An 18166-nucleotide genomic window follows, 5' to 3' on the forward strand; every position below is an offset into this window, starting at 1 on the left:
GATGGCACGGTGGCGACAACTGATTCTGGGCGGCCTGGCGATCGCGGCCCTAGTCGTGGGGCTAAGTAGTCTGCTTACCCAGGGGCCTCGCTCTGGCGATGGGACTACCCCGGTGGGAGAGGAGGTCGAACCTGGGCTCACCCTGCGCGATGTCACCCTTGAGCAACCCGATGACCAGGGGCGGCTGCTCTGGCGGGTCAAGGGCAGTGAAGTTACTTACAGCGCCAACCAGCAGGTGGCCTTCATTACCCGCCCTGATGGCGAACTGTTTCAGGATGGTGAGCCCATTTATGAAGTGATTGCCGACACGGGTGAGGTGCGCGAAAATGGCAGCGTAATTTTGCTACGGGGCAATATCGTGGCCACTGGCATTAAAAATGGCGCAATTCTGCGGGGCAACGAGATGGAATGGCGGCCCCAGGATGACATGCTGATTATGCGCGATCAGATCACCGGCACTCACCCCCAGCTACGGGCCACAGCCGGTGAAGCCCGAGTCTTTAACCGCGAAAACCGAATGGAGCTGGCGGGGAATGTGGTAGCCAGCACGGTGGTAGAAAACCCTCAAACTACTCCCTGGCTCAAGCTTCAGGCGCAGGAGCTGGTTTGGTTTTGGCAGGAAGAGCGCATTGACAGTGCCCAACCGCTGCGGGTTGAGCAGTTTAAGCAAAATGCGATTACCGATGTAGTCACCGGTCAGCAGGGGACGGTAAATCTGGCTGATCAGCTGGTGCAACTGCGGGGGCAGGTGGCTATGCAGATGTTAGAGATGCCGCTGACCATGACTAGCGAAGCCCTAGATTGGCAGGTAGCTGAAGAACAGGTTACCGTCAACCAGCCCCTGACTCTCGTGCATCCCGAAAATAGAATTCGGGTTACGGCTCGTCAGGGCCGGATGGATTTGGCCCAAGAGCAGATTTTCCTCTCCCAGGAGGTGGTGGCTGTGGGCGAAGAAAACCAGGCTCGCATGACCAGCGATCGCCTGACCTGGGATGTCAACGCCCAGCAGGTGGTGGCCGAAGGGCGGGTCAACTACCGCCAGGTCAACCCCTCCGTGAACCTCAATGGAGCGCGGGCGGTGGGTCGCCTCGACGACCAAACCATCGTCGTTGACGGTGGCCGGGTGGTCACCGAGATTGTGCCCAACTAGGCTCATCCTAAATCCTGCTTGGTTACCCCCGATTTGGCAGGGCCAAGGTCATTTGTCCCTACAGGTTGACCTTTTGGGAACTGGGTTTATGCGATCCGGATTCGGTAGCAAGCCGTCGCTGCCTCTCTCGACCTGGGCCTTTCTCGATCTGGAGCCAACTGGGCTCTGTTCTCTCTATCGATTATCTATAGCTGTAGCCAGTCCGGTTAAGACATTTCTCCCTAGGAACGTTTGAACGTTCAAACGTTTCTAAGATTTCTGGATGTCCTAACCTAGGTGACTATGGCTATATGTCACTGATCACGGAGATTACCATGGTGCTCACTTGCCAATCGCTCTTGCACACCCACCCCAATGCCTGGTCCCAGGCCACCACTCACCCGTTTTTGACCGGATGCCACAGCGGTACCCTGCACTCGGCCCAGTTCAATACCTGGCTGGTGCAAGATTATTTATTTGTGAAAGACTTTACCCGCATGGTGGGGCGCGTGCTGGGGGCTGCTCCCGATGCCGATATCGATGTGCTGCTGGCTGGGCTGGGTGCCCTCAAAGACGAGCTGCTGTGGTTTGAGGCCAAGGCGGCTGAGCGATCGCTCGACTTAGCCACGCCACCCCAGCCCACTTGCCAGCGTTACTGCGAGTTTATGGCTAGCCTGACTAACCAGCCTTATTCTGTTCAGGCTACGGCCCTGTGGGCGATCGAATACGCCTACAACCAGGGCTGGCAGCGGCCCGGCCCAATGCCCGAACCCTACACCGAGTTTGCCGATCGCTGGGGGAATCCCGGCTTTACAGACTACGTACACCTGCTGGCTACCCAGGCCGACGATGCCCTTGTCACCGCCAGTCCTGAGGTTCAGACTCAGGCAGAGGCGGCTTTTCTGCAAGTTGCCGAACTTGAGGCTGCCTTCTGGCAGATGGCCTTTGAGGCGGCTAACCCCTAGGTAAAGACACTGTCAGGGGCATTGGCGTGCCGTCTCCTTCAACTGATATCCAACCTGAGTCCAACCTGCGCCTACACCCTTGCAACCTCCTACTCGGCTGGGGAGGGGGAAGGACTGCGATCGCCCCCACGCTCTGCCCCGGCCCGCCCCTGCACTACTGCCTGGCGAAAGCCCAGCACCACAAAAATATTTGACAGGGTTAAAAAAGCCTCAGCACTTCCGTGGAGCCAGTCTACATTGGCCAATTCTTCCCCGAGGCCTACCTTGGCGTAGAGGCCTGCCGGAATAGTCACCGCCACAAAGACTAGCAGCGCGTAGAAGCCAATGAGCGCTAGTCTGGGGGTCGTTTTCGTGCGGGTCATAAACCACAAAAACCCCAGGTAGGGGAAGAGAGACATGGCGAAGAGCGTGTTTTTGTCGAGCATGATTGGAGGTCTGACAGGAAGGGGTAAAGCGTTGAAGAAGTGCGCCTGTAGCGTTAGCGGCCTCTGTCGCATTGGCGATGGAGGCGCAACTTGGTCTGGCAACCGCCAGTTGCCCAGCCAATGAGAGGGATTCAACCCCTATCGATCAGCTCTCTGCTGATTGTTGCTCCTGCCGCCAAATCCACCAGGCTGCTAGGCACAGCGTTCCGTTGCCTACCACCGTCATCGCGGCTTGCAGAGTCACCAGCCAAGCTAAAGTGGGGGCATTGTCAAACAGGTGCCAGGTGCAGGCGGCCATGGCACTCACCAGGGCTGGAAACATGCCGATCGCCAGCCATCGCCACACTGGGCGCTGGGTCACTGTGGCAAACTGCCAGATAAACCACATCGCCACCATCCACTCCAACACGCTTGAGACATGAATCATCCAGGTGGGTAGCGAGAGGGCATGCATGGGGTTCAGGCGGTAACAACAGCCTCTATTGTAGAGAGGTCAGTGTGCTGCGCATAGCGATTTAGCGATCTGACGATGGGGTTAATTCTGGGCAGGTGAGCATGCGAGCGGTTTTGTGTGGTTACTACGGTTTGGGCAACGGCGGCGACGAAGCCCTGCTGGCCACCCTGCTGCAAATGCTGCCGCCCACGGTCACACCAGTGGTGCTGTCGGCTACCCCTGTGCAAACAGCCCAGCGCTACGGGGTCGAAGCCGTGCCCCGCAAAGACCTTAAGGCCGTCATTAAAGCTCTGCGGGGAGCCGATGTCTTAATTTTGGGCGGGGGGAGTCTACTGCAAGATGCCACTAGCTTGCAAAACCCGATCTACTATGGGGGGCTGCTGGTGCTGGCCCAGTGGCTAGGGCTAAAAACCATTGCCTGGGGGCAGGGCATTGGCCCCCTCACCCACCCTCTGAGTCAGGGGCTGGGGCGCTATGCCCTCGGCCACTGCAACGCTGTGAGCGTGCGCGACAATGGGTCAGCGGCCTGGTTGGCGCGCTGGCAAGTGCCGGGTATGCAGGCCCCTGACCCGGTATGGGCCTTGGCCGGAACGCCCTTAGACGGGTTGTGGGATCTGCCTGCGCCTCGGGTCGCGGTGGCGCTGCGTCCGCATCCCTGGCTGACTGAAGCCCGCCTCGATCAGTTCACCCAGGCGCTGGCTTCTTTTCAAAAGGCGACCCAGACCTGCTTGCTGCTGGTGCCCTTTCAGCCTGCTAAAGACTTGGCGATCGCCGAATACATCCAGCCCCGGCTACCGGGGCCGAGCCATATTTATACCCTTAGTGACCCTTGCCAGCTCAAGGGTCTGTTTCGCGGGGTCGACATGGCGATCGCTATGCGGCTGCACGCCTTGATTATGGCGGCCGCTGAGGGCTGTCGCTGCTTTGGGCTGAGCTATGACCCCAAGGTCAGCTACTTGATGACCGACCTCGATCTGCCCTGGACAGATCTCAACCCTCAGGGGGCGAACCACCGCTGGCCAGACACCCCCGAGCAGATGACTACCACCTGGCTAGAGGTCTATGCCAACGGCGATCCGCTGTCGCCCGACCAAATCAGGTCGCGGGTAGACCGCGCCCTGATGCATCAAGATCTGCTGCGAGATGTGCTAACCCAGTAGGGTGAAACCCATAGGCAATTAACCCAGTGCCTGTTCGATCGCGGTCTTGAGGGCCGGATCGTTGGGGGCAGTCTGGGGCTCAAAGCGGCCAATCACTTCGCCGTTGCGACCCACGAGAAATTTGCCGAAGTTCCAGCCGATATCGGGGCCGTCGCCGACTAGAAACTGGTAGAGCGGGCTGCGATCGGGGCCGTTGACATCCTGCTTTTCGAGCAGGGTGAAATCGACGTCGTACTTGGTTTTGGTGAAGTCTTTGATCTCGTCGGGGCTGCCGGGTTCTTGCTGGCCAAACTGGTTGCAGGGCACGCCCACAATCACCAGGCCGCGATCGCCGTAGGCCTGATCGAGTTCGACTAGGCCCGAATACTGCGGGGTGAGGCCGCACTTGCTGGCCACATTCACAAAGAGCACAACTTTGTCAGTCAGCGACTCGGGGGCCAACGGGGCACCGTCTAGGGTCGCTAGATTACTAGGAAGAGACATAGGAGAGTAACGGTCTGCACAACGGTTTTTATTATCGGTGATCTCCGACCGGTTGTTGGGCGATGCTGCTGGGTGTTTGCCCCTTGCCAGGGTCAGTGCCGTTTGCCCCCAGACCCTCACCTCCTCACCTCCTCACTCCCTCACTCCCCGTGCCCCGCTGCCTTGCTCATCTACCTCGGCCCCCGACTGCTCCGCCTGCCACACCGACTCCAGGGTAAAGGGCAGCGCAGCGGCTTCGACAGAAATGGAGCCAATTCCCCAGGCCACCAGATCAGCGATCAGCTCGGGGTGACGTACCGGTGCCTGACCGCAGATCGAGCACAATAGGCCACAGCGCTCAGCTTCCTGTACGAGGTGGGCCATGGCCAGGCGCACCACTGGATGGCGTTCGTCGTAGGCCGAGGCCATAATCGGCTGATCGCGATCGACGGCTAGCAGCAGCTGGGTGAGGTCGTTGGAGCCGATGGCAATACCCTGCACTCCAGCCTTGGCGTAGGCAGGCAGCAAAAACAGCACTGAGGGCACTTCGGCCATAATCCACAGGGCAAAGTCGTTATAGTCTCTCAGACCTGCCTGTTCGATCGGCTGGCGACAGGCAATCACTTCTTCAACAGTGCGAACAAAGGGCAAAATCAATTGCAGATTGGTATAGCCGGCCCGCTGAAGAGTAGCTAGTGCCCCGAGCTCGACCTGAAACAGGCGATCGTCGATGTCGTAGCTGAGGGTGCCTCGCAGGCCCAGCATGGGATTGGGCTCGACTGGAGGGCTGCCAGCCAGTCCCTGCCACTCGTGCGATCGCAAATCTAAGCTGCGGTAGCGTAGCGGTTTGTTCCCTAAGGCCTGCAAAATGGGCTCTAGCTGTTGCACAATATGCCCCTGTAGCTCAGCTTCCTGACCCCGGTTGATCCAGTCCCACGGGTGTCGGCCTTCTAAAATATCGAGCAGCAGCCATTCGGAGCGCAGTAGCCCAACGCCAGCAATGTGGTCGAGGGGCAGCGCCGATAGCTGACGGGTTTGGCTCAGATTAATCATCACTTTAGTGGTGAGTCGCCGGTAGCGGCTCCACTGTTCGACCGACAGCGAGCCAACTGTTGCCGATGCCGGAGGCACCTGGGCGATCGCCGCTTGAAACCTACGGTCGGTAGCGGCGTCTTCTGGCAGGCCATAGACTACCCCGCGATCGCCATCAAGCCAGAGCACCATGCCATCGTCTAGCAGCTGGGTGGCCTGGGGAGCCCCCACCACCGCTGGAATGCCCATCTCGCGGGCTAAGATAGCGGCGTGGCAGGTGGCTCCGCCCCGCTCAGTCACAATGCCCGCGATGGTGCCGAGCTGCAAAAATACATCGGGTTGGAGGTCAGGCAGCACTACAACGCACCGGGGCGGTAGGGGTTTGGGCAGATCTTGAGGAGTTTGGGCGACGACGGCCACGCCTTGGGCACGCCCCGCCGAGGCCCCAATACCCTGTACAACAGTGCTGGCTAGGGGAAGTAGCGGCGGTTGGCGGCGGGGGCGGGGGGGTGGGGCAACCCCGGCTGAGTCGATCCAGGGGTCGGCCTGGGTAATCACCAGCGTAGGCCGGCTGGGGTTCGGGCCAGGATAGAGCAGCCACTCAAGGCGCACGCTGGGCGTATTAAGTGCCGATTGGGTGGCGTCGCCGATCGCTAAGAGTTGGGCAAGTTGGGCATTGTCGAGGGGGGGCGAAAGCTCAGGGCGATCGCGCTGCACTACTTGAATAGCCTGGGCAATGGTGGTTTGGCGACTGCGGTACTTGGAGGCTGGCATCAGCTGATGTCGACGCTCCTGAAAGCCTACTTCCCAAACCACATCAGCTACTCTGCCCTGGCTAACGCAGCAGCGCGCCGGAATCGCCTCTCCCTGGCTGAGGGCTAGCCCCAACCCTTCCACTACGGCTACCTGGGCCTGCCCGTGGGCAAAGGTCAGGGTCCCTGACACCAGAGCGGGGTACACCGGCATAATCAACGTAGCGAGGCTTAGATCTTGCAAATGTTGGCAATGGGCTGCCCAAACGACAAGACAACGGGCTGTTAGCGCCTGACTCCAAAACTGGGGTAAAACCTGGGGTAAAGCGTCAAAGTCGGCCTCAATTTGGGCCGCTAAAAGGCCACTGGCGGCAGCGATTGTGCTGTTGAACCGCGACTTAGCCTCCATCCACACAGAAGCCCGCAGCATCCAGGCAGCGGGAACAAACTCGGTGATGCTAGTGCGGCTCTGCCAATCGGCAGGGGCGGGGGCGATCGCCGGAATTTCCCGCAGGGCCTGTTGCCACTGCTGACTCGTGTGCTGTAGGGCTTGAAACCCACCTTGGGTGAGTGGCGCTAGGCGATCGCCCGTCGATTCTGGCCACGGCATTTGTGCCAGGCTATGGTGCCAGGCCGCCGCTGTCAGCACCCACCCCTGGGCCACGGGCAAGCCCTGCTGCCGTAGCACACTCAGGTGATAGGCCTTATGGCCAACGGCGCGAAGGTTCGCTACATCTAGCTCATCCAGAGATCGAAGCCAGGTCATGCAAAGGGAAGAAAGCGATTCGGCAGGCCTGATCGACTGCCGGGGGCAACCAATTATTGGGGGCGCTTAAGGTATGGGTGGCGCTTACTTTAATTAAATAGGTAATTACGTCTGGCCATAGGCTATGGGTGCAGGTGGTCAACCCCAGACCTTTTACTCAAGGCCGGGGCGGCCAGACTCAGCCGCGATCGCAAGGCGTCAGTATTTTTATCGAATCTAAATCTTATGTCTATTTATTCTACCTAATTGGCGCAATCACTACTGCCCTGACGCTCTGGTACTGCCCAACGCTCAAAAGTAATGCAGCGTTCAAATTCCCTAGTTTTACCCACGCCGCGCCCCCCGACCTCCAGCAACAATAGACCCAAGATCACGTTTTCTAGCCAGGTGCTCTAGCCAGCGATCGCGATCGGGGCAGTTTGGGGAAAGAATCTATGCATCGATTGTTGCCAGCCACCTGGCTGCGCCAAGGGCAGCCGCCGCTGTTGAGTCTATTTTTGGCCAGCTCCTGCCCCCTGTGCCAGCGGTCTACCACAACTCCCCTGTGCCCTAGCTGTCGTCGCCAGGTGAGCCAGTGCCAGACGGCTACCCCTTGCGATCGCAGTCAGCCCGGCCTGCCGGTGGTGAGCTGGGGGCGCTACGAAGGCAGCCTGCGTCAGCTCATCGGCCACCTCAAATACGATGGTCATACCGACATTGCCCAATATCTAGGTACCGAACTGGGGCAAACCTGGCTAGATCAGCGCCTTACTCCAGGGCAAGGCGCGCGCCCAGTGGCGATCGTCCCCATTCCCCTTCACCCGGCTAAACTTCAGCAGCGAGGCTTTAATCAGGCTGATTTAATCGCCCGGTGGTTTTGCCGCCTTACCCGGTTGCCGCTGCACAGTCATGGCTTACTCCGGGTGCAGGCCACCCAAGCCCAGCACAGCCTCAGTCGCGCCGATCGCCAGCGAAACCTCAGCCAGGCCTTTGCCGTCTCCCCTGAGCAGATCAACGCGCTACGGCAAAGCACGGTGTGGCTGATCGACGATATCTTTACCACTGGAGCTACCGCCCAATCGGCCGCTCAAACCCTCCGTCGCTGCGGCATTTCCGTCGGCGGTATTTGCACCGTGTCCCGCGCCGTAGTTTGGGCACAGACTCATCCTCAGGCCAACTCTGAACACATACCGTCCCCTCGACAGATGGGGCACGGTGGCTGAGTGGGGCATATTAGTAATTCTTCGGCCCTGGTGCACTGGGGAGATAGTGCATTACTATAAATCTAAAGAAATTATTAACAGTTTCTATGAGTCCCCACCTCCTACGGCACCTGTGGTCCCTGGTAGAGCGGTCCCAAAGCAGTCATCTCTTAGCCTTAGATGACAACAGCCTAGTGCACTGGCTGCTAGAGCAGTTCTCTGGGCAGCGCCCCATTGACCAAGCTGAAACTGACCAGCTCAACCACTACATTCGCGCCAAGATTCCCCTGATTCGCGATCTCGCTCAAGAGCGATAGGCTTTTCTGCTTCAATCAATTTGGCGCTGAGCCAAGAAGCCGCAAGCTTGGTGCTGAGTTGAGCCGTAGTAAACTCGGTGCCGAGCTAAGCACAATTAGACTTGGCATGAGGCCAAGCAAACCCAAAAATTTGATATTGAGTCAGGTAAATCAGTCACTATCAAAAGTTTAATAGTACTGACTGGATCCGTGTTTAATGATTAAGTAGCCGGCTGAGTTTATTGCTCTGCCGGTATATTGTTATCTCTGATGCAAAATGAAAACCCAAACCATTGGAGTGTTAAGCAAGTGCAACACTCCAATGGTTTGGGTGTTAATTCCGGCTTGCCTAGGAATAGTATCCGGCTGGTTTGGATACAAACTTTGCAATGTTTTTTTTGTGAGTGAGGATCAATGTATGCGTAAGTGGGGTTTACTCGCAGCTGCCTTAGGGCTGACTTTGGCGGCCTGCGGCGGTGGCACAACTACTGCCGGTGGAGACGGTAGCACGACCGCTGGCGGCGGTGGCGGCGGTAGTCGTTTAGATGTAGTTAAGAGCCGTGGGCAACTCATCTGTGGCGTTGATGGCGGCATCCCAGGCTTTAGCTTTGTCGACGAAAGCGGCACCTATTCTGGCTTAGATGTCGATGTCTGTAAGGCCGTGGCTGCCGCCGTGCTGGGCGATGCCGAAGCTGTAGAGTATCGTCGACTAGACTCTACCGAGCGTTTTACTGCGTTGACCGGGGGTGAGGTAGACATGCTCTCCCGCAACACCACTTGGACCATCAGCCGCGACACCAGCGTGGGCTTAGAGTTTGCCCCCACTACTTTTTTTGATGGTCAGGGCATGTTGGTGCGTGCCGATAGCGGCATTACCAGTCTGGAAGATTTTGCCGGGCAGGCCGTGTGTGTGGAAACCGGAACCACCACTGAGCTCAACCTGACCGATCAAATGCGCCAACTCAACGTTGACTTTGAACCGGTGGTGTTTCAGGATGCCGACGCGGCCTATGCGGCCTACGACGAAGGTCGCTGCGAAGGGATGACCTCTGACAAGTCGCAGCTCATTGCCCGCCGTAGCACCCTGCCCAACCCCGACGAGCACACCCTGCTCGAAGTGACTATGTCGAAGGAGCCTCTAGGCCCCGTCACCACCAATAACGATTCTGCCTGGTACGACGTAGTTAAGTGGGTTACCTACGGTTTGATTCAGGCTGAAGAGTTTGGCATCAGTTCTGACAATATCACTACCTTCGAAGGCACTGATAACCCCGATATTGCCCGTTTCTTGGGTCAAGAAGGGACCTTAGGTACCGACATGGGTTTGCCTAATGACTTTATGGCCCAGGTGATTACCCAGGTGGGTAACTACGGCGAGGTGTTTGATCGCAACCTGGGTGCAGATTCTCAATTTGCCCTAGAGCGTGGCCAAAACGCGCTATGGACCGAGGGTGGCCTCATGTATGCGCCTCCCTTCCGCTAAAAAGACGCTTGAGAACCAGTTGATGGTTCTGGCCTAAGTTTTTAGGGAAGCATTGCTTCCCTAAAAACTTAGCTGTCGGTACATTTGGAAACGCGATCTGAGAAGGCGCAGCGCGGCTGCGCCTTTTTCATAAAACCTTGTAACAAATTGAACTTTTCTTGACATCTCTCTTAGATTATTTTGCTTACAGGTTGTCTGCTAAGCCAACCTGTTGAATCCGACACAGGTGACATAAATGGCCCACGATAGTGGTGGCAGGTCCTTCGATTTGAAGGCGATGCTGCGCGACGAGCGGTTTTGGAAGATTGCCTTCCAGGTGATTACGCTAATCGTTGTCATTGCCCTACTGAGCTTTTTCCTCGGCAACCTCAACCGCAACTTGCTCCAGCAGGGACGTGCCTTTAGCTTCAACTTCCTGCGCAACCCGGCTGGCTTCAGTATTGGCGAGAGCCTGATTCGATATCGGCCCAACGATCCCTACTGGCGGGCATTGATGGTGGGCCTCGGCAATACCATCACCCTAGTGGCGGGCGGCATTGCACTGACCACGCTGCTGGGAACCGTAGCCGGAATTGCCAGCTTTTCTAAGAATTGGTTGGTGCACAAACTCAGCCGGTTGTACGTAGGGCTGGTGCGCAACATTCCACTGCTGCTACAGCTATTTTTTTGGTATTTCGCCATCTATGGCACCCTACCCCGACCTGTCGATCAAATTAGTGTGTTGGGTATCGCCTTCTTGAATAACCGAGGGGTCTATATTCCTTGGGCTGGGAGTGCGGTGTTAGCTCTGCTGGGAATTGCGGCGACAATCGGGGCGGCGATCGCGGCTCTATACCTCTGGCAGTGGCGCACTAAAATTCGCATTGAAACTGGGGTTGGTGGCAAGGCCCAATCAATTGCTTTAGCCGTGCTCGGTGTAGTGTGGCTGGGCATTGTCGTGCTGGGCATGAACTGGACGATTCCCTCGGGGCTGGAGGCGGGGGGGGTAACCGGTGGGTTGCGCCTGTCGCGAGAATATGTGGCGGCCCTCACGGCCTTGGTGTTTTATACCTCTGCCTTTGTGGCCGAGATTGTGCGAGCGGGCATTCAGTCGGTGTCAAAGGGCCAGTGGGAAGCCGCCCGCTCCCTAGGGTTGCATGCGGGTATCGTCATGCGGCTGGTGGTGTTTCCCCAGGCGCTGCGGGTGATCATTCCGCCGATGAACAGCGAGTACATGAACCTGACCAAGAACACGAGTTTGGCGTTTGCGATCGCCTTTCCCGAGATGTATTCCATCGCTACCACCACCTACAACCAGACCGGTCGACCGGTGGAGGTGTTTGTGGTGCTGATGGCCACCTACCTGATTCTTTGTCTGCTGATCACCCTAGTGATGAACCAGCTCAACCGCACTGTGCAGTTTAAGGAGCGCTAAGCTATGACCTCCGTTACCCCCGATTCTTTCTCTGCACCTCCCGATATTGTGGCGCTTGGGCCGGTAGCCTGGGCCAAAAAGAACCTGTTTAGCGATTGGTTCAACAGCCTGTTGACCATTGTGCTTGTGCTGATCTTTGGCTGGGGGATCTTTCGGTTGGGGTTTTGGGCGTTGACCACCGCCCAATGGCAGGTGATTCCCAACAACTTTGGTCTGTTTATGACCGGTACCTATCCCGCCCGGCTGTACCCGCGTATTTGGGCGCTGCTGGCTATTGTTTGCGGCCTAGCCGGGCTGTCGTGGGGGGTGCTGGGGCGCAATATCTCGACCCTGTTTAGCCGCAATGTGCTGATTGGCCTAGGAGTGGTGTGCGCGTTTATCGTGCTATTTCCGCCGACTCGACCCAGTTCGCTTAAGCTGCTGCCAATGGTGGCGCTGGTGGCCGGGGCAGCCGCAGGCGGGCGGCAACTGGGCCGACGGTTTCCCGGAATAGGTAGCCTGCTGTCTTTGGCCTGGTTTTTGTCCTACTTTGTAGCCCTGTGGCTGATTGGCGGTGGCCTCGGTCTAACCCGCGTATCGACCAATGACTGGGGTGGCCTAGTGCTCACCCTATTTACAGCAGTGAGTGGCATTGTTCTGTGCTTTCCTCTGGGGCTGCTGCTGGCCCTGGGGCGACGCAGTGCGCTGCCGGTGGTGCGCTGGTTGTCCACCATTTACATTGAGCTAGTGCGGGGTGTGCCCCTGGTGGCCCTGTTGTTTATGGGCCAGGTGATGATTCCGCTGTTTTTGCCCCTGGGGTCGCGGCCCGATCGCATTTTGCGAGCCATCATTGCTCTGGCGCTGTTTAGCGCGGCCTACTTAGCCGAAAACGTGCGGGCAGGTTTGCAGGCGGTGCCCCGAGGCCAGAATGAGGCGGCGGCGTCTTTAGGGCTTAACACGCCGACCACCCTGGGGTTGATTGTGCTGCCTCAAGCGTTAAAGATTGCCATTCCGGCGATCGTAGGCCAGTTCATTAGTCTGTTTCAAGACACTACGCTGCTGTCGATTGTGGGGCTGGCTGAGCTGCTGGGCATTGGTAGATCGATCTTGGCCAACCCGACTTACCTAGGGCGCTATGCTGAGGTTTACCTGTTCTTGGCGGTGATCTACTGGCTATTTTGCTATGCGATGTCGTTAGCTAGCCGCAAGCTAGAGGAAAAGCTCAATACCGATCATTAACAGACAGTCTGCCTATGCTGATGGCCGACTGTCTCTCCGTGTAACAGTTAACAGTCTGGAATCTGGAAACCCCCTAGGGTTAAGGCAAAATAGCACTATCAGCCGACAGTGACGGTGCTTAACACCTTGATGTGTGGTTTATGCGGCGTTGTTAATGGCCCCCTTCGGGCCTGAAGTTAAGAGGAAACCTTTCATGACACAGTTTCAGACGGAGCAACCCTCTGCCCAACATACGGGTACTGAGCCGGTCATCGTAGCCCGTGACGTCGAGAAGTGGTACGACAATGGCTTTCACGTGCTCAAGGGTGTCAGCATGACGGTCTATAAGGGCGAAGTGCTGGTAGTGATGGGGCCGTCTGGATCAGGCAAGTCCACCTTTATCCGTACGTTTAATGCTTTAGAACCCTACCAAAAAGGCACCATTGAGGTTGATGGCATTACCATTTCCCATGACCTCAAAAATATTGAGGCCATCCGCCGCGAGGTGGGCATGGTGTTTCAGCAGTTCAACCTGTTCCCTCACCTAACAGTGCTACAAAATGTGACCCTAGCCCCGATTTGGGTGCGCCGCTGGCCCAAGGCCAAGGCCCAAGAGGTGGCGATGCAGCTGCTAGAGCGCGTCGGCATTTTAGAACAGGCCCACAAGTTTCCGGGGCAGCTGTCGGGGGGGCAACAGCAGCGAGTTGCGATCGCGCGATCCCTGGCCATGCAGCCCAAGGTGATGTTGTTTGACGAACCCACCTCCGCCCTTGACCCCGAGATGGTGCGAGAGGTGCTTGATGTAATGAGGGGCCTAGCCAATTCTGGTATGACCATGGTGTGCGTCACCCACGAGGTCGGCTTTGCCCGCGAGGTGGCCGATCGCGTCGTACTGATGGATGGGGGCTACCTGGTCGAAGAAAATACCCCCCAAGAGTTCTTCAGCAACCCTCGCGAAGACCGCACCCAAAAGTTCCTTTCCCAGATTTTGTAGGCAGCTGGTGATCCGATCAGTTCCTGCAGAATTAGGCTTAGACCCCAGTTACCGTAGTCATAATAGAGACGGTACTCGTCTAGGAAGGTAGCTGCGTGGATATCCTGGAACAGATTCGGCTCGACTACGAACGGTTTCCTCAAGATCAGAGCTATCACCTGTACGCCGACGATGTGTACTTCAAAGACCCGCTCAACGAGTTTCGCGGCGTCGATCGCTACCGGCGCATGATTGGCTTTATCAGCCAGTGGTTTAAAGATGTTGATTTGCAACTGCACGACATTCAATACGCCAGCCCCAGCCAAATCAACAGCCGTTGGACTCTGAGTTGGGTGGCCCCTGTGCCTTGGCAGCCGCCCATGAGCATTCCCGGTCGCAGCGAGCTGGGGCTAAGTGAAGACGGCAAAGTCATCTCCCACATCGACTATTGGGATTGCTCTCGCCTCTCGGTAGTAGGGCAATTGTTTTCGCGCAATGGCTAAATTGAGTCGGGGTCAACGCCTAGCTCTCATGTCAAATCCGAATCGAATGAACCCGATTCTAAACAGGTGGATTGGCGTAGGGGTAAACGGTGTTTGCCCAGCCTAACCGGGACTAGCCAAGTCGGATTTGGTATCACAGGTGCTGGGGCAGGGTTGCCTGCGGCGATCGCCGCAATGACTATCAAAGTTGAGACCGATCGGTAGAGGATAAGGCTATGCGAAGGCTACAAAAGGCACTGGCTGGGGCTTGTTTGCTATTTGGGCTATCGATCGCACTGCTAGCGACCACCCAACTGCTAGACTCCGACGATGACGATTGGGAAGACCGAGCCGAGACGGGGGTCGCGTTAGTCGTGTTTGGCATAGCCCCTACAGTGCTGGGCACCTGGCTAGCCTGGAATTTGCGCCACAACCATGAGCAATCATCCCAAATGCTGGCGCTCCAGCAGGAGCAGCTTTTTTTACAGCTGCTTCAGAGCCAGGCGGGCGATCTCACCATCGTCCAGTTTGCGGCAGCGGCCCAGATACCGGTGGAGCAGGCCAAGGCCTTTCTCGATCAAAAGGCCCAGGTGCTCAACGCTTCCTTTGAGGTCAAAGATACCGGCGCAATGGTCTATCGCTTTCCGCTGTAGCGGTCTACAGATACTCGCGGTTGAGGTAGGGTTGCAGCACCTCAGGCACGCGCACCGAGCCGTTGGCCTCCTGATAGTTTTCGAGAATGGCGGCCATAGTGCGGCCAATCGCCAGCCCCGACCCGTTGAGGGTGTGCACATACTGGGTGCCCTTTTGGCCCGCCGATTTAAATCGCACGTTAGCGCGGCGGGCCTGAAAGTCTAGGCAGTTAGAGCAGCTAGAGATCTCGCGGTAGCTGTCTGATGACGGCATCCACACCTCAAGGTCGTAAGTTTTGCAGCTAGAGAAGCCCAGGTCGCCCGTGCACAGCGCCAGCACCCGGTAGGGCAGCTTGAGCTGTTGCAGAATGTCTTCGGCATCGCCCACCAGCGCCTCTAGCTCCTCGAAAGAATGGTCGGGGTGGACGAACTTGTACATCTCCACCTTGTTGAACTGGTGCAGGCGGATCAGCCCTCGCGTATCTTTGCCATAGCTGCCCGCCTCGCGGCGAAAGCAGGGGGTGTAGGCGCAATAGTGAATGGGAAGCTGGTCGGCAGCGAGAATGTCGTCGCGGTGCAGGTTGGTGAGGGGCACCTCGGCGGTGGGAGTGAGCCACAGGTCGTCGTTGCGACACTGGAAGCTTTCTTCGGCAAACTTGGGTAGCTGGCCCGAGGCGGTGAGTGCAGCCGAGTTAACCAGGTACGGGGGAATCACTTCGTCGTAGCCCGCCTGAGTGTGGCGATCGAGCATAAAGGAGATCAAGGCTCGCTCCAGCGCGGCCCCTGCCCCTTTGAGCACCACAAAGCGGCTTTGGGCAATCTTTTCGGCGGCGCGCTTAAAGTCGAGAATACCTAGAGTTTCGCCAATTTCCCAGTGGGGTTTGGCAGGGGCCTTGGGCAGGTACTCGTCGCCCCAGCGGCGCACTTCTACATTTTCGGTTTCGTCTTTGCCGACAGGGGTAGTGTCGCTGGGTAGGTTTGGCAGGCCCAGCAAAATCGCTTCGATCTGCGCTTTGATCTCTCGCTCTTGGGGTTCGAGGGTTTGCAGCTCGGCCTTCACCTGGTTGCCTTCCTCTTTGAGGGCAGTGACCTCAGGGCCGTTAGGGGCAGCTCCCGCTTTGATGGTCTGGCCCACCTGCTTACCGATTTCGTTGCTGCGGGCCTGGAGCTGCGATCGCACCGTCTCCAGCTTTCTCTGCTGCTGGTCTAGGTCTATCAGGGGGGCCAGGTCATACTCACCCCGCTTGCTCAAAACAGCTTGCACCTGCTCTGGATGTTCTCGTATTTGCTTTAGATCCAGCACAACAACCCTCTACAACTTGGCCCTTGGGCAACAACGCCAAGAGACTAGGATATCAGCAAATACAGTAGGTGTTGGGTATCGGGGGGCGGCTGTCAGGTATCAGGTACCCGATACCCGATACCTACTCTTGCCCTAAAACACCTGTTCAATCTCAGCGATTTCAGGAATAAATTCGCGCAGTCGACGCTCAATGCCCATGCGCAGGGTCATCGCAGAGCTGGGGCAAGAGCCGCAGGCCCCTTGCAGGCGGAGCTTCACGACGGGGCCATCAATTTCAACGAGCTCTACGTTGCCACCGTCAGCAAGCAGGTAGGGGCGCAGTTCGTCTAATACCTGCTCCACATTGGGAGGAGTAAGGGCGAGGGTTTCCATAGAGATATATCTGCCTAACGCGATTGTGAACTATTTCTATTCTAGAGATTTTGCCCCCAAATCAAAGCATTAGATCGAATCGTTTCGATAGAGGGGTGGGGAATAAGCCAGGAAGTTGAGGTGGGAGAAGCCGGCTAGTACCCTGCGGCATAAATGGGCCAACCGTTCCTGAAACCTGAAACCTAGTACCGGAAAACTAGTACCGGAAACCCTCCCTAGGGCTTGTCTTCTGTCTAGCAACTAGTACTAGGGAAAACCGTCATTGCTAAATCTGTGGCCCCTACTGCGTGGTCGGTGGCTATAACTCAAGCCGCTACGGTTTGGGCAGGTTTTGAGGAGAGAATACTTCAATTTTTAACCCTCACTTGCACAGATTTATGACTAGTTATTTGGTGGCGATCGCCGCCGTCATTTTCCTATCCCTCCCCCCGGGATAGGGCCGAAATTTAGGCATTTGGGCGATCGCGCTTCTCATTTCTTCACGGGAAGTTGTTCCCTTCTTGCTTAAACTAAGCTTTGGACGGTCAAGCTTTGATCACAAAAAATATCTCAGCTTTATTGGTACCTATTCATTACGCTCCTATCAGCTCCCAAGGAAGTCACCTATGCCGTTCACTCTCGATTCAGCCCGCAATATTTTTCCCAGCACCCTCACTGCCGATGCGGTACCCGCCACTATTGCCCGCTTCACTCAACTCAGTGCAGAAGACCAGCTGGCGTTAATTTGGTTCGCCTACCTCGATATGGGTAAAGGCATCACCATTGCGGCTCCTGGGGCAGCCAGCATGCAGTTTGCTGAAGCTACCATGAACGAGATTCGAGCTATGTCGTTTCAGGAGCAGTCGCAGGCGATGTGCGACTTGGCCAACCGGGCCGACACCCCCATTGGCCGCACCTACTCTACGTGGTCGCCCAACATCAAGCTAGGCTTCTGGTACAAACTGGGTCAGTGGATGGAAGAAGGTTTCGTCGCCCCTATTCCTGAAGGGTATCAGCTGTCAGCCAATGCCTCAGCGGTGCTGCAATCCATTCGCAACCTAGAGTCGGGGCAGCAGATTACAGTGTTGCGCAATGCCGTAGTCGATATGGGCTTTGACCCCAAACAGATGGGCTCTTACACCCGAGTTGCCGAGCCGGTGGTGCCGCCCCAAGACACCGACAAGCGCCGTCAGGTCACCATTGAGGGTGTCACAGACCCGACGGTGTTGGCCTATATGAACAACCTCAACGCCAACGATTTCGACGCGCTGATTGAGCTGTTTACCGATGACGGTGCCCTCCAGCCCCCCTTCCAGCGGCCCATTGTGGGCAAACCCAACGTGCTGCGGTTCTTTCAAGAAGACTGTCAGAACCTCAATTTAATTCCTGAGCGCGGGGTTACCGAGCCCGCCGCTGATGGCTTTACCCAAATTAAAGTGACCGGTAAGGTGCAAACGCCCTGGTTTGGGGCCGGAGTGGGCATGAACATTGCCTGGCGGTTCTTAATTAACCCCGACGGCAAAATTTTCTTTGTCGCGATCGATCTGCTGGCATCACCGAAGGAACTGCTGAACTTAGTCCGCTAGACAGGTTCCCTGATCTCTAGTCAACAGCCACCCCCAACCGGGGGTGGCTGTTTGATTATGAGAATTTGCAAAATTCTGTAATATATCCTTAATATAGATAGGTATACATGGTTACTAGCCAGA

The 18166-nt window shown here is 57.0% G+C and carries 18 protein-coding genes; 12 read left to right on the forward strand and 6 right to left on the reverse strand.

Annotation, left to right across the window (positions count from 1 at the left end; all coding sequences use genetic code 11):
- Position 1: 1 nt before the first annotated feature.
- Together lptC and RRF56_RS18985 are read left to right on the forward strand one after the other, a co-directional pair.
- Positions 2–1150, forward strand: a complete 1149-nt coding sequence (gene lptC, locus RRF56_RS18980) for an LPS export ABC transporter periplasmic protein LptC (RefSeq protein WP_317034728.1) — start codon at positions 2–4, stop codon at positions 1148–1150.
- A gap of 314 nt (positions 1151–1464) precedes the next feature.
- Positions 1465–2094, forward strand: coding sequence for a TenA family transcriptional regulator (locus tag RRF56_RS18985; protein WP_317034729.1), 630 nt, complete (start codon positions 1465–1467; stop codon positions 2092–2094).
- A gap of 89 nt (positions 2095–2183) precedes the next feature.
- Here the strand turns inward: RRF56_RS18985 and RRF56_RS18990 are convergent, their stop codons facing one another.
- Both RRF56_RS18990 and RRF56_RS18995 read right to left on the reverse strand, forming a co-directional pair.
- Positions 2184–2519 (reverse strand): DUF3593 domain-containing protein, encoded by a 336-nt coding sequence (locus RRF56_RS18990; RefSeq protein WP_317034730.1) that lies wholly within the window; start codon positions 2517–2519, stop codon positions 2184–2186.
- 145 nt (positions 2520–2664) lie between these two features.
- A complete protein-coding gene (locus tag RRF56_RS18995) occupies positions 2665–2973 on the reverse strand; it encodes a DUF2499 domain-containing protein (protein WP_317034731.1) in 309 nt (102 codons plus the stop codon).
- A gap of 101 nt (positions 2974–3074) precedes the next feature.
- Between RRF56_RS18995 and csaB the strand changes: the two genes are divergently transcribed.
- Positions 3075–4133, forward strand: a complete 1059-nt coding sequence (gene csaB / locus RRF56_RS19000) for a polysaccharide pyruvyl transferase CsaB (protein WP_317034732.1) — start codon at positions 3075–3077, stop codon at positions 4131–4133.
- A gap of 18 nt (positions 4134–4151) precedes the next feature.
- Here csaB and RRF56_RS19005 read toward each other — a convergent pair whose 3' ends face one another.
- Both RRF56_RS19005 and RRF56_RS19010 read right to left on the reverse strand, forming a co-directional pair.
- Positions 4152–4616 (reverse strand): glutathione peroxidase, encoded by a 465-nt coding sequence (locus tag RRF56_RS19005; protein ID WP_317034733.1) that lies wholly within the window; start codon positions 4614–4616, stop codon positions 4152–4154.
- 132 nt (positions 4617–4748) lie between these two features.
- Positions 4749–7145, reverse strand: a complete 2397-nt coding sequence (locus RRF56_RS19010; RefSeq protein WP_317034734.1) for a putative PEP-binding protein — start codon at positions 7143–7145, stop codon at positions 4749–4751.
- 434 nt (positions 7146–7579) lie between these two features.
- On the opposite strand from RRF56_RS19010, the gene RRF56_RS19015 reads away from it, so the two are divergent.
- The 8 genes from RRF56_RS19015 (at position 7580) to RRF56_RS19050 (ending at position 14824) form a co-directional block, all read left to right on the forward strand.
- Complete coding sequence (locus RRF56_RS19015) at positions 7580–8347, forward strand: ComF family protein (protein ID WP_317034735.1); 768 nt, start codon at positions 7580–7582, stop codon at positions 8345–8347.
- Positions 8348–8433: 86 nt separating this feature from the next.
- Entirely contained in the window at positions 8434–8643 is a 210-nt protein-coding gene (locus RRF56_RS19020; protein ID WP_317034736.1) for a hypothetical protein, read from the forward strand.
- A 397-nt stretch (positions 8644–9040) separates the two neighbouring features.
- Positions 9041–10105, forward strand: coding sequence for an amino acid ABC transporter substrate-binding protein (locus RRF56_RS19025; protein ID WP_317034737.1), 1065 nt, complete (start codon positions 9041–9043; stop codon positions 10103–10105).
- A gap of 235 nt (positions 10106–10340) precedes the next feature.
- Complete coding sequence (locus RRF56_RS19030) at positions 10341–11519, forward strand: ABC transporter permease subunit (RefSeq protein WP_317034738.1); 1179 nt, start codon at positions 10341–10343, stop codon at positions 11517–11519.
- A 3-nt stretch (positions 11520–11522) separates the two neighbouring features.
- The gene (locus RRF56_RS19035; protein ID WP_317034739.1) at positions 11523–12737 is read left to right on the forward strand and encodes an amino acid ABC transporter permease; all 1215 of its coding nucleotides are present in this window, start codon (positions 11523–11525) and stop codon (positions 12735–12737) included.
- A gap of 193 nt (positions 12738–12930) precedes the next feature.
- Entirely contained in the window at positions 12931–13710 is a 780-nt protein-coding gene (locus RRF56_RS19040; protein WP_317034740.1) for an amino acid ABC transporter ATP-binding protein, read from the forward strand.
- A gap of 95 nt (positions 13711–13805) precedes the next feature.
- Positions 13806–14192: a DUF2358 domain-containing protein gene (locus RRF56_RS19045; protein ID WP_317034741.1), complete on the forward strand. Its 387-nt coding sequence runs from the start codon at positions 13806–13808 to the stop codon at positions 14190–14192.
- A gap of 215 nt (positions 14193–14407) precedes the next feature.
- Entirely contained in the window at positions 14408–14824 is a 417-nt protein-coding gene (locus tag RRF56_RS19050) for a hypothetical protein (RefSeq protein ID WP_317034742.1), read from the forward strand.
- 4 nt (positions 14825–14828) lie between these two features.
- Here the strand turns inward: RRF56_RS19050 and serS are convergent, their stop codons facing one another.
- Together serS and RRF56_RS19060 are read right to left on the reverse strand one after the other, a co-directional pair.
- The gene (serS, locus tag RRF56_RS19055; RefSeq protein WP_317034743.1) at positions 14829–16106 is read right to left on the reverse strand and encodes a serine--tRNA ligase; all 1278 of its coding nucleotides are present in this window, start codon (positions 16104–16106) and stop codon (positions 14829–14831) included.
- A 132-nt stretch (positions 16107–16238) separates the two neighbouring features.
- A complete protein-coding gene (locus tag RRF56_RS19060; protein WP_017299982.1) occupies positions 16239–16478 on the reverse strand; it encodes a NifU family protein in 240 nt (79 codons plus the stop codon).
- A 605-nt stretch (positions 16479–17083) separates the two neighbouring features.
- On the opposite strand from RRF56_RS19060, the gene RRF56_RS19065 reads away from it, so the two are divergent.
- Entirely contained in the window at positions 17084–18043 is a 960-nt protein-coding gene (locus RRF56_RS19065; protein WP_317034744.1) for an orange carotenoid-binding protein, read from the forward strand.
- Positions 18044–18166: the final 123 nt, after the last annotated feature.

It is taken from the genome of Nodosilinea sp. E11 (assembly GCF_032813545.1).
GTDB lineage: Bacteria > Cyanobacteriota > Cyanobacteriia > Phormidesmidales > Phormidesmidaceae > Nodosilinea.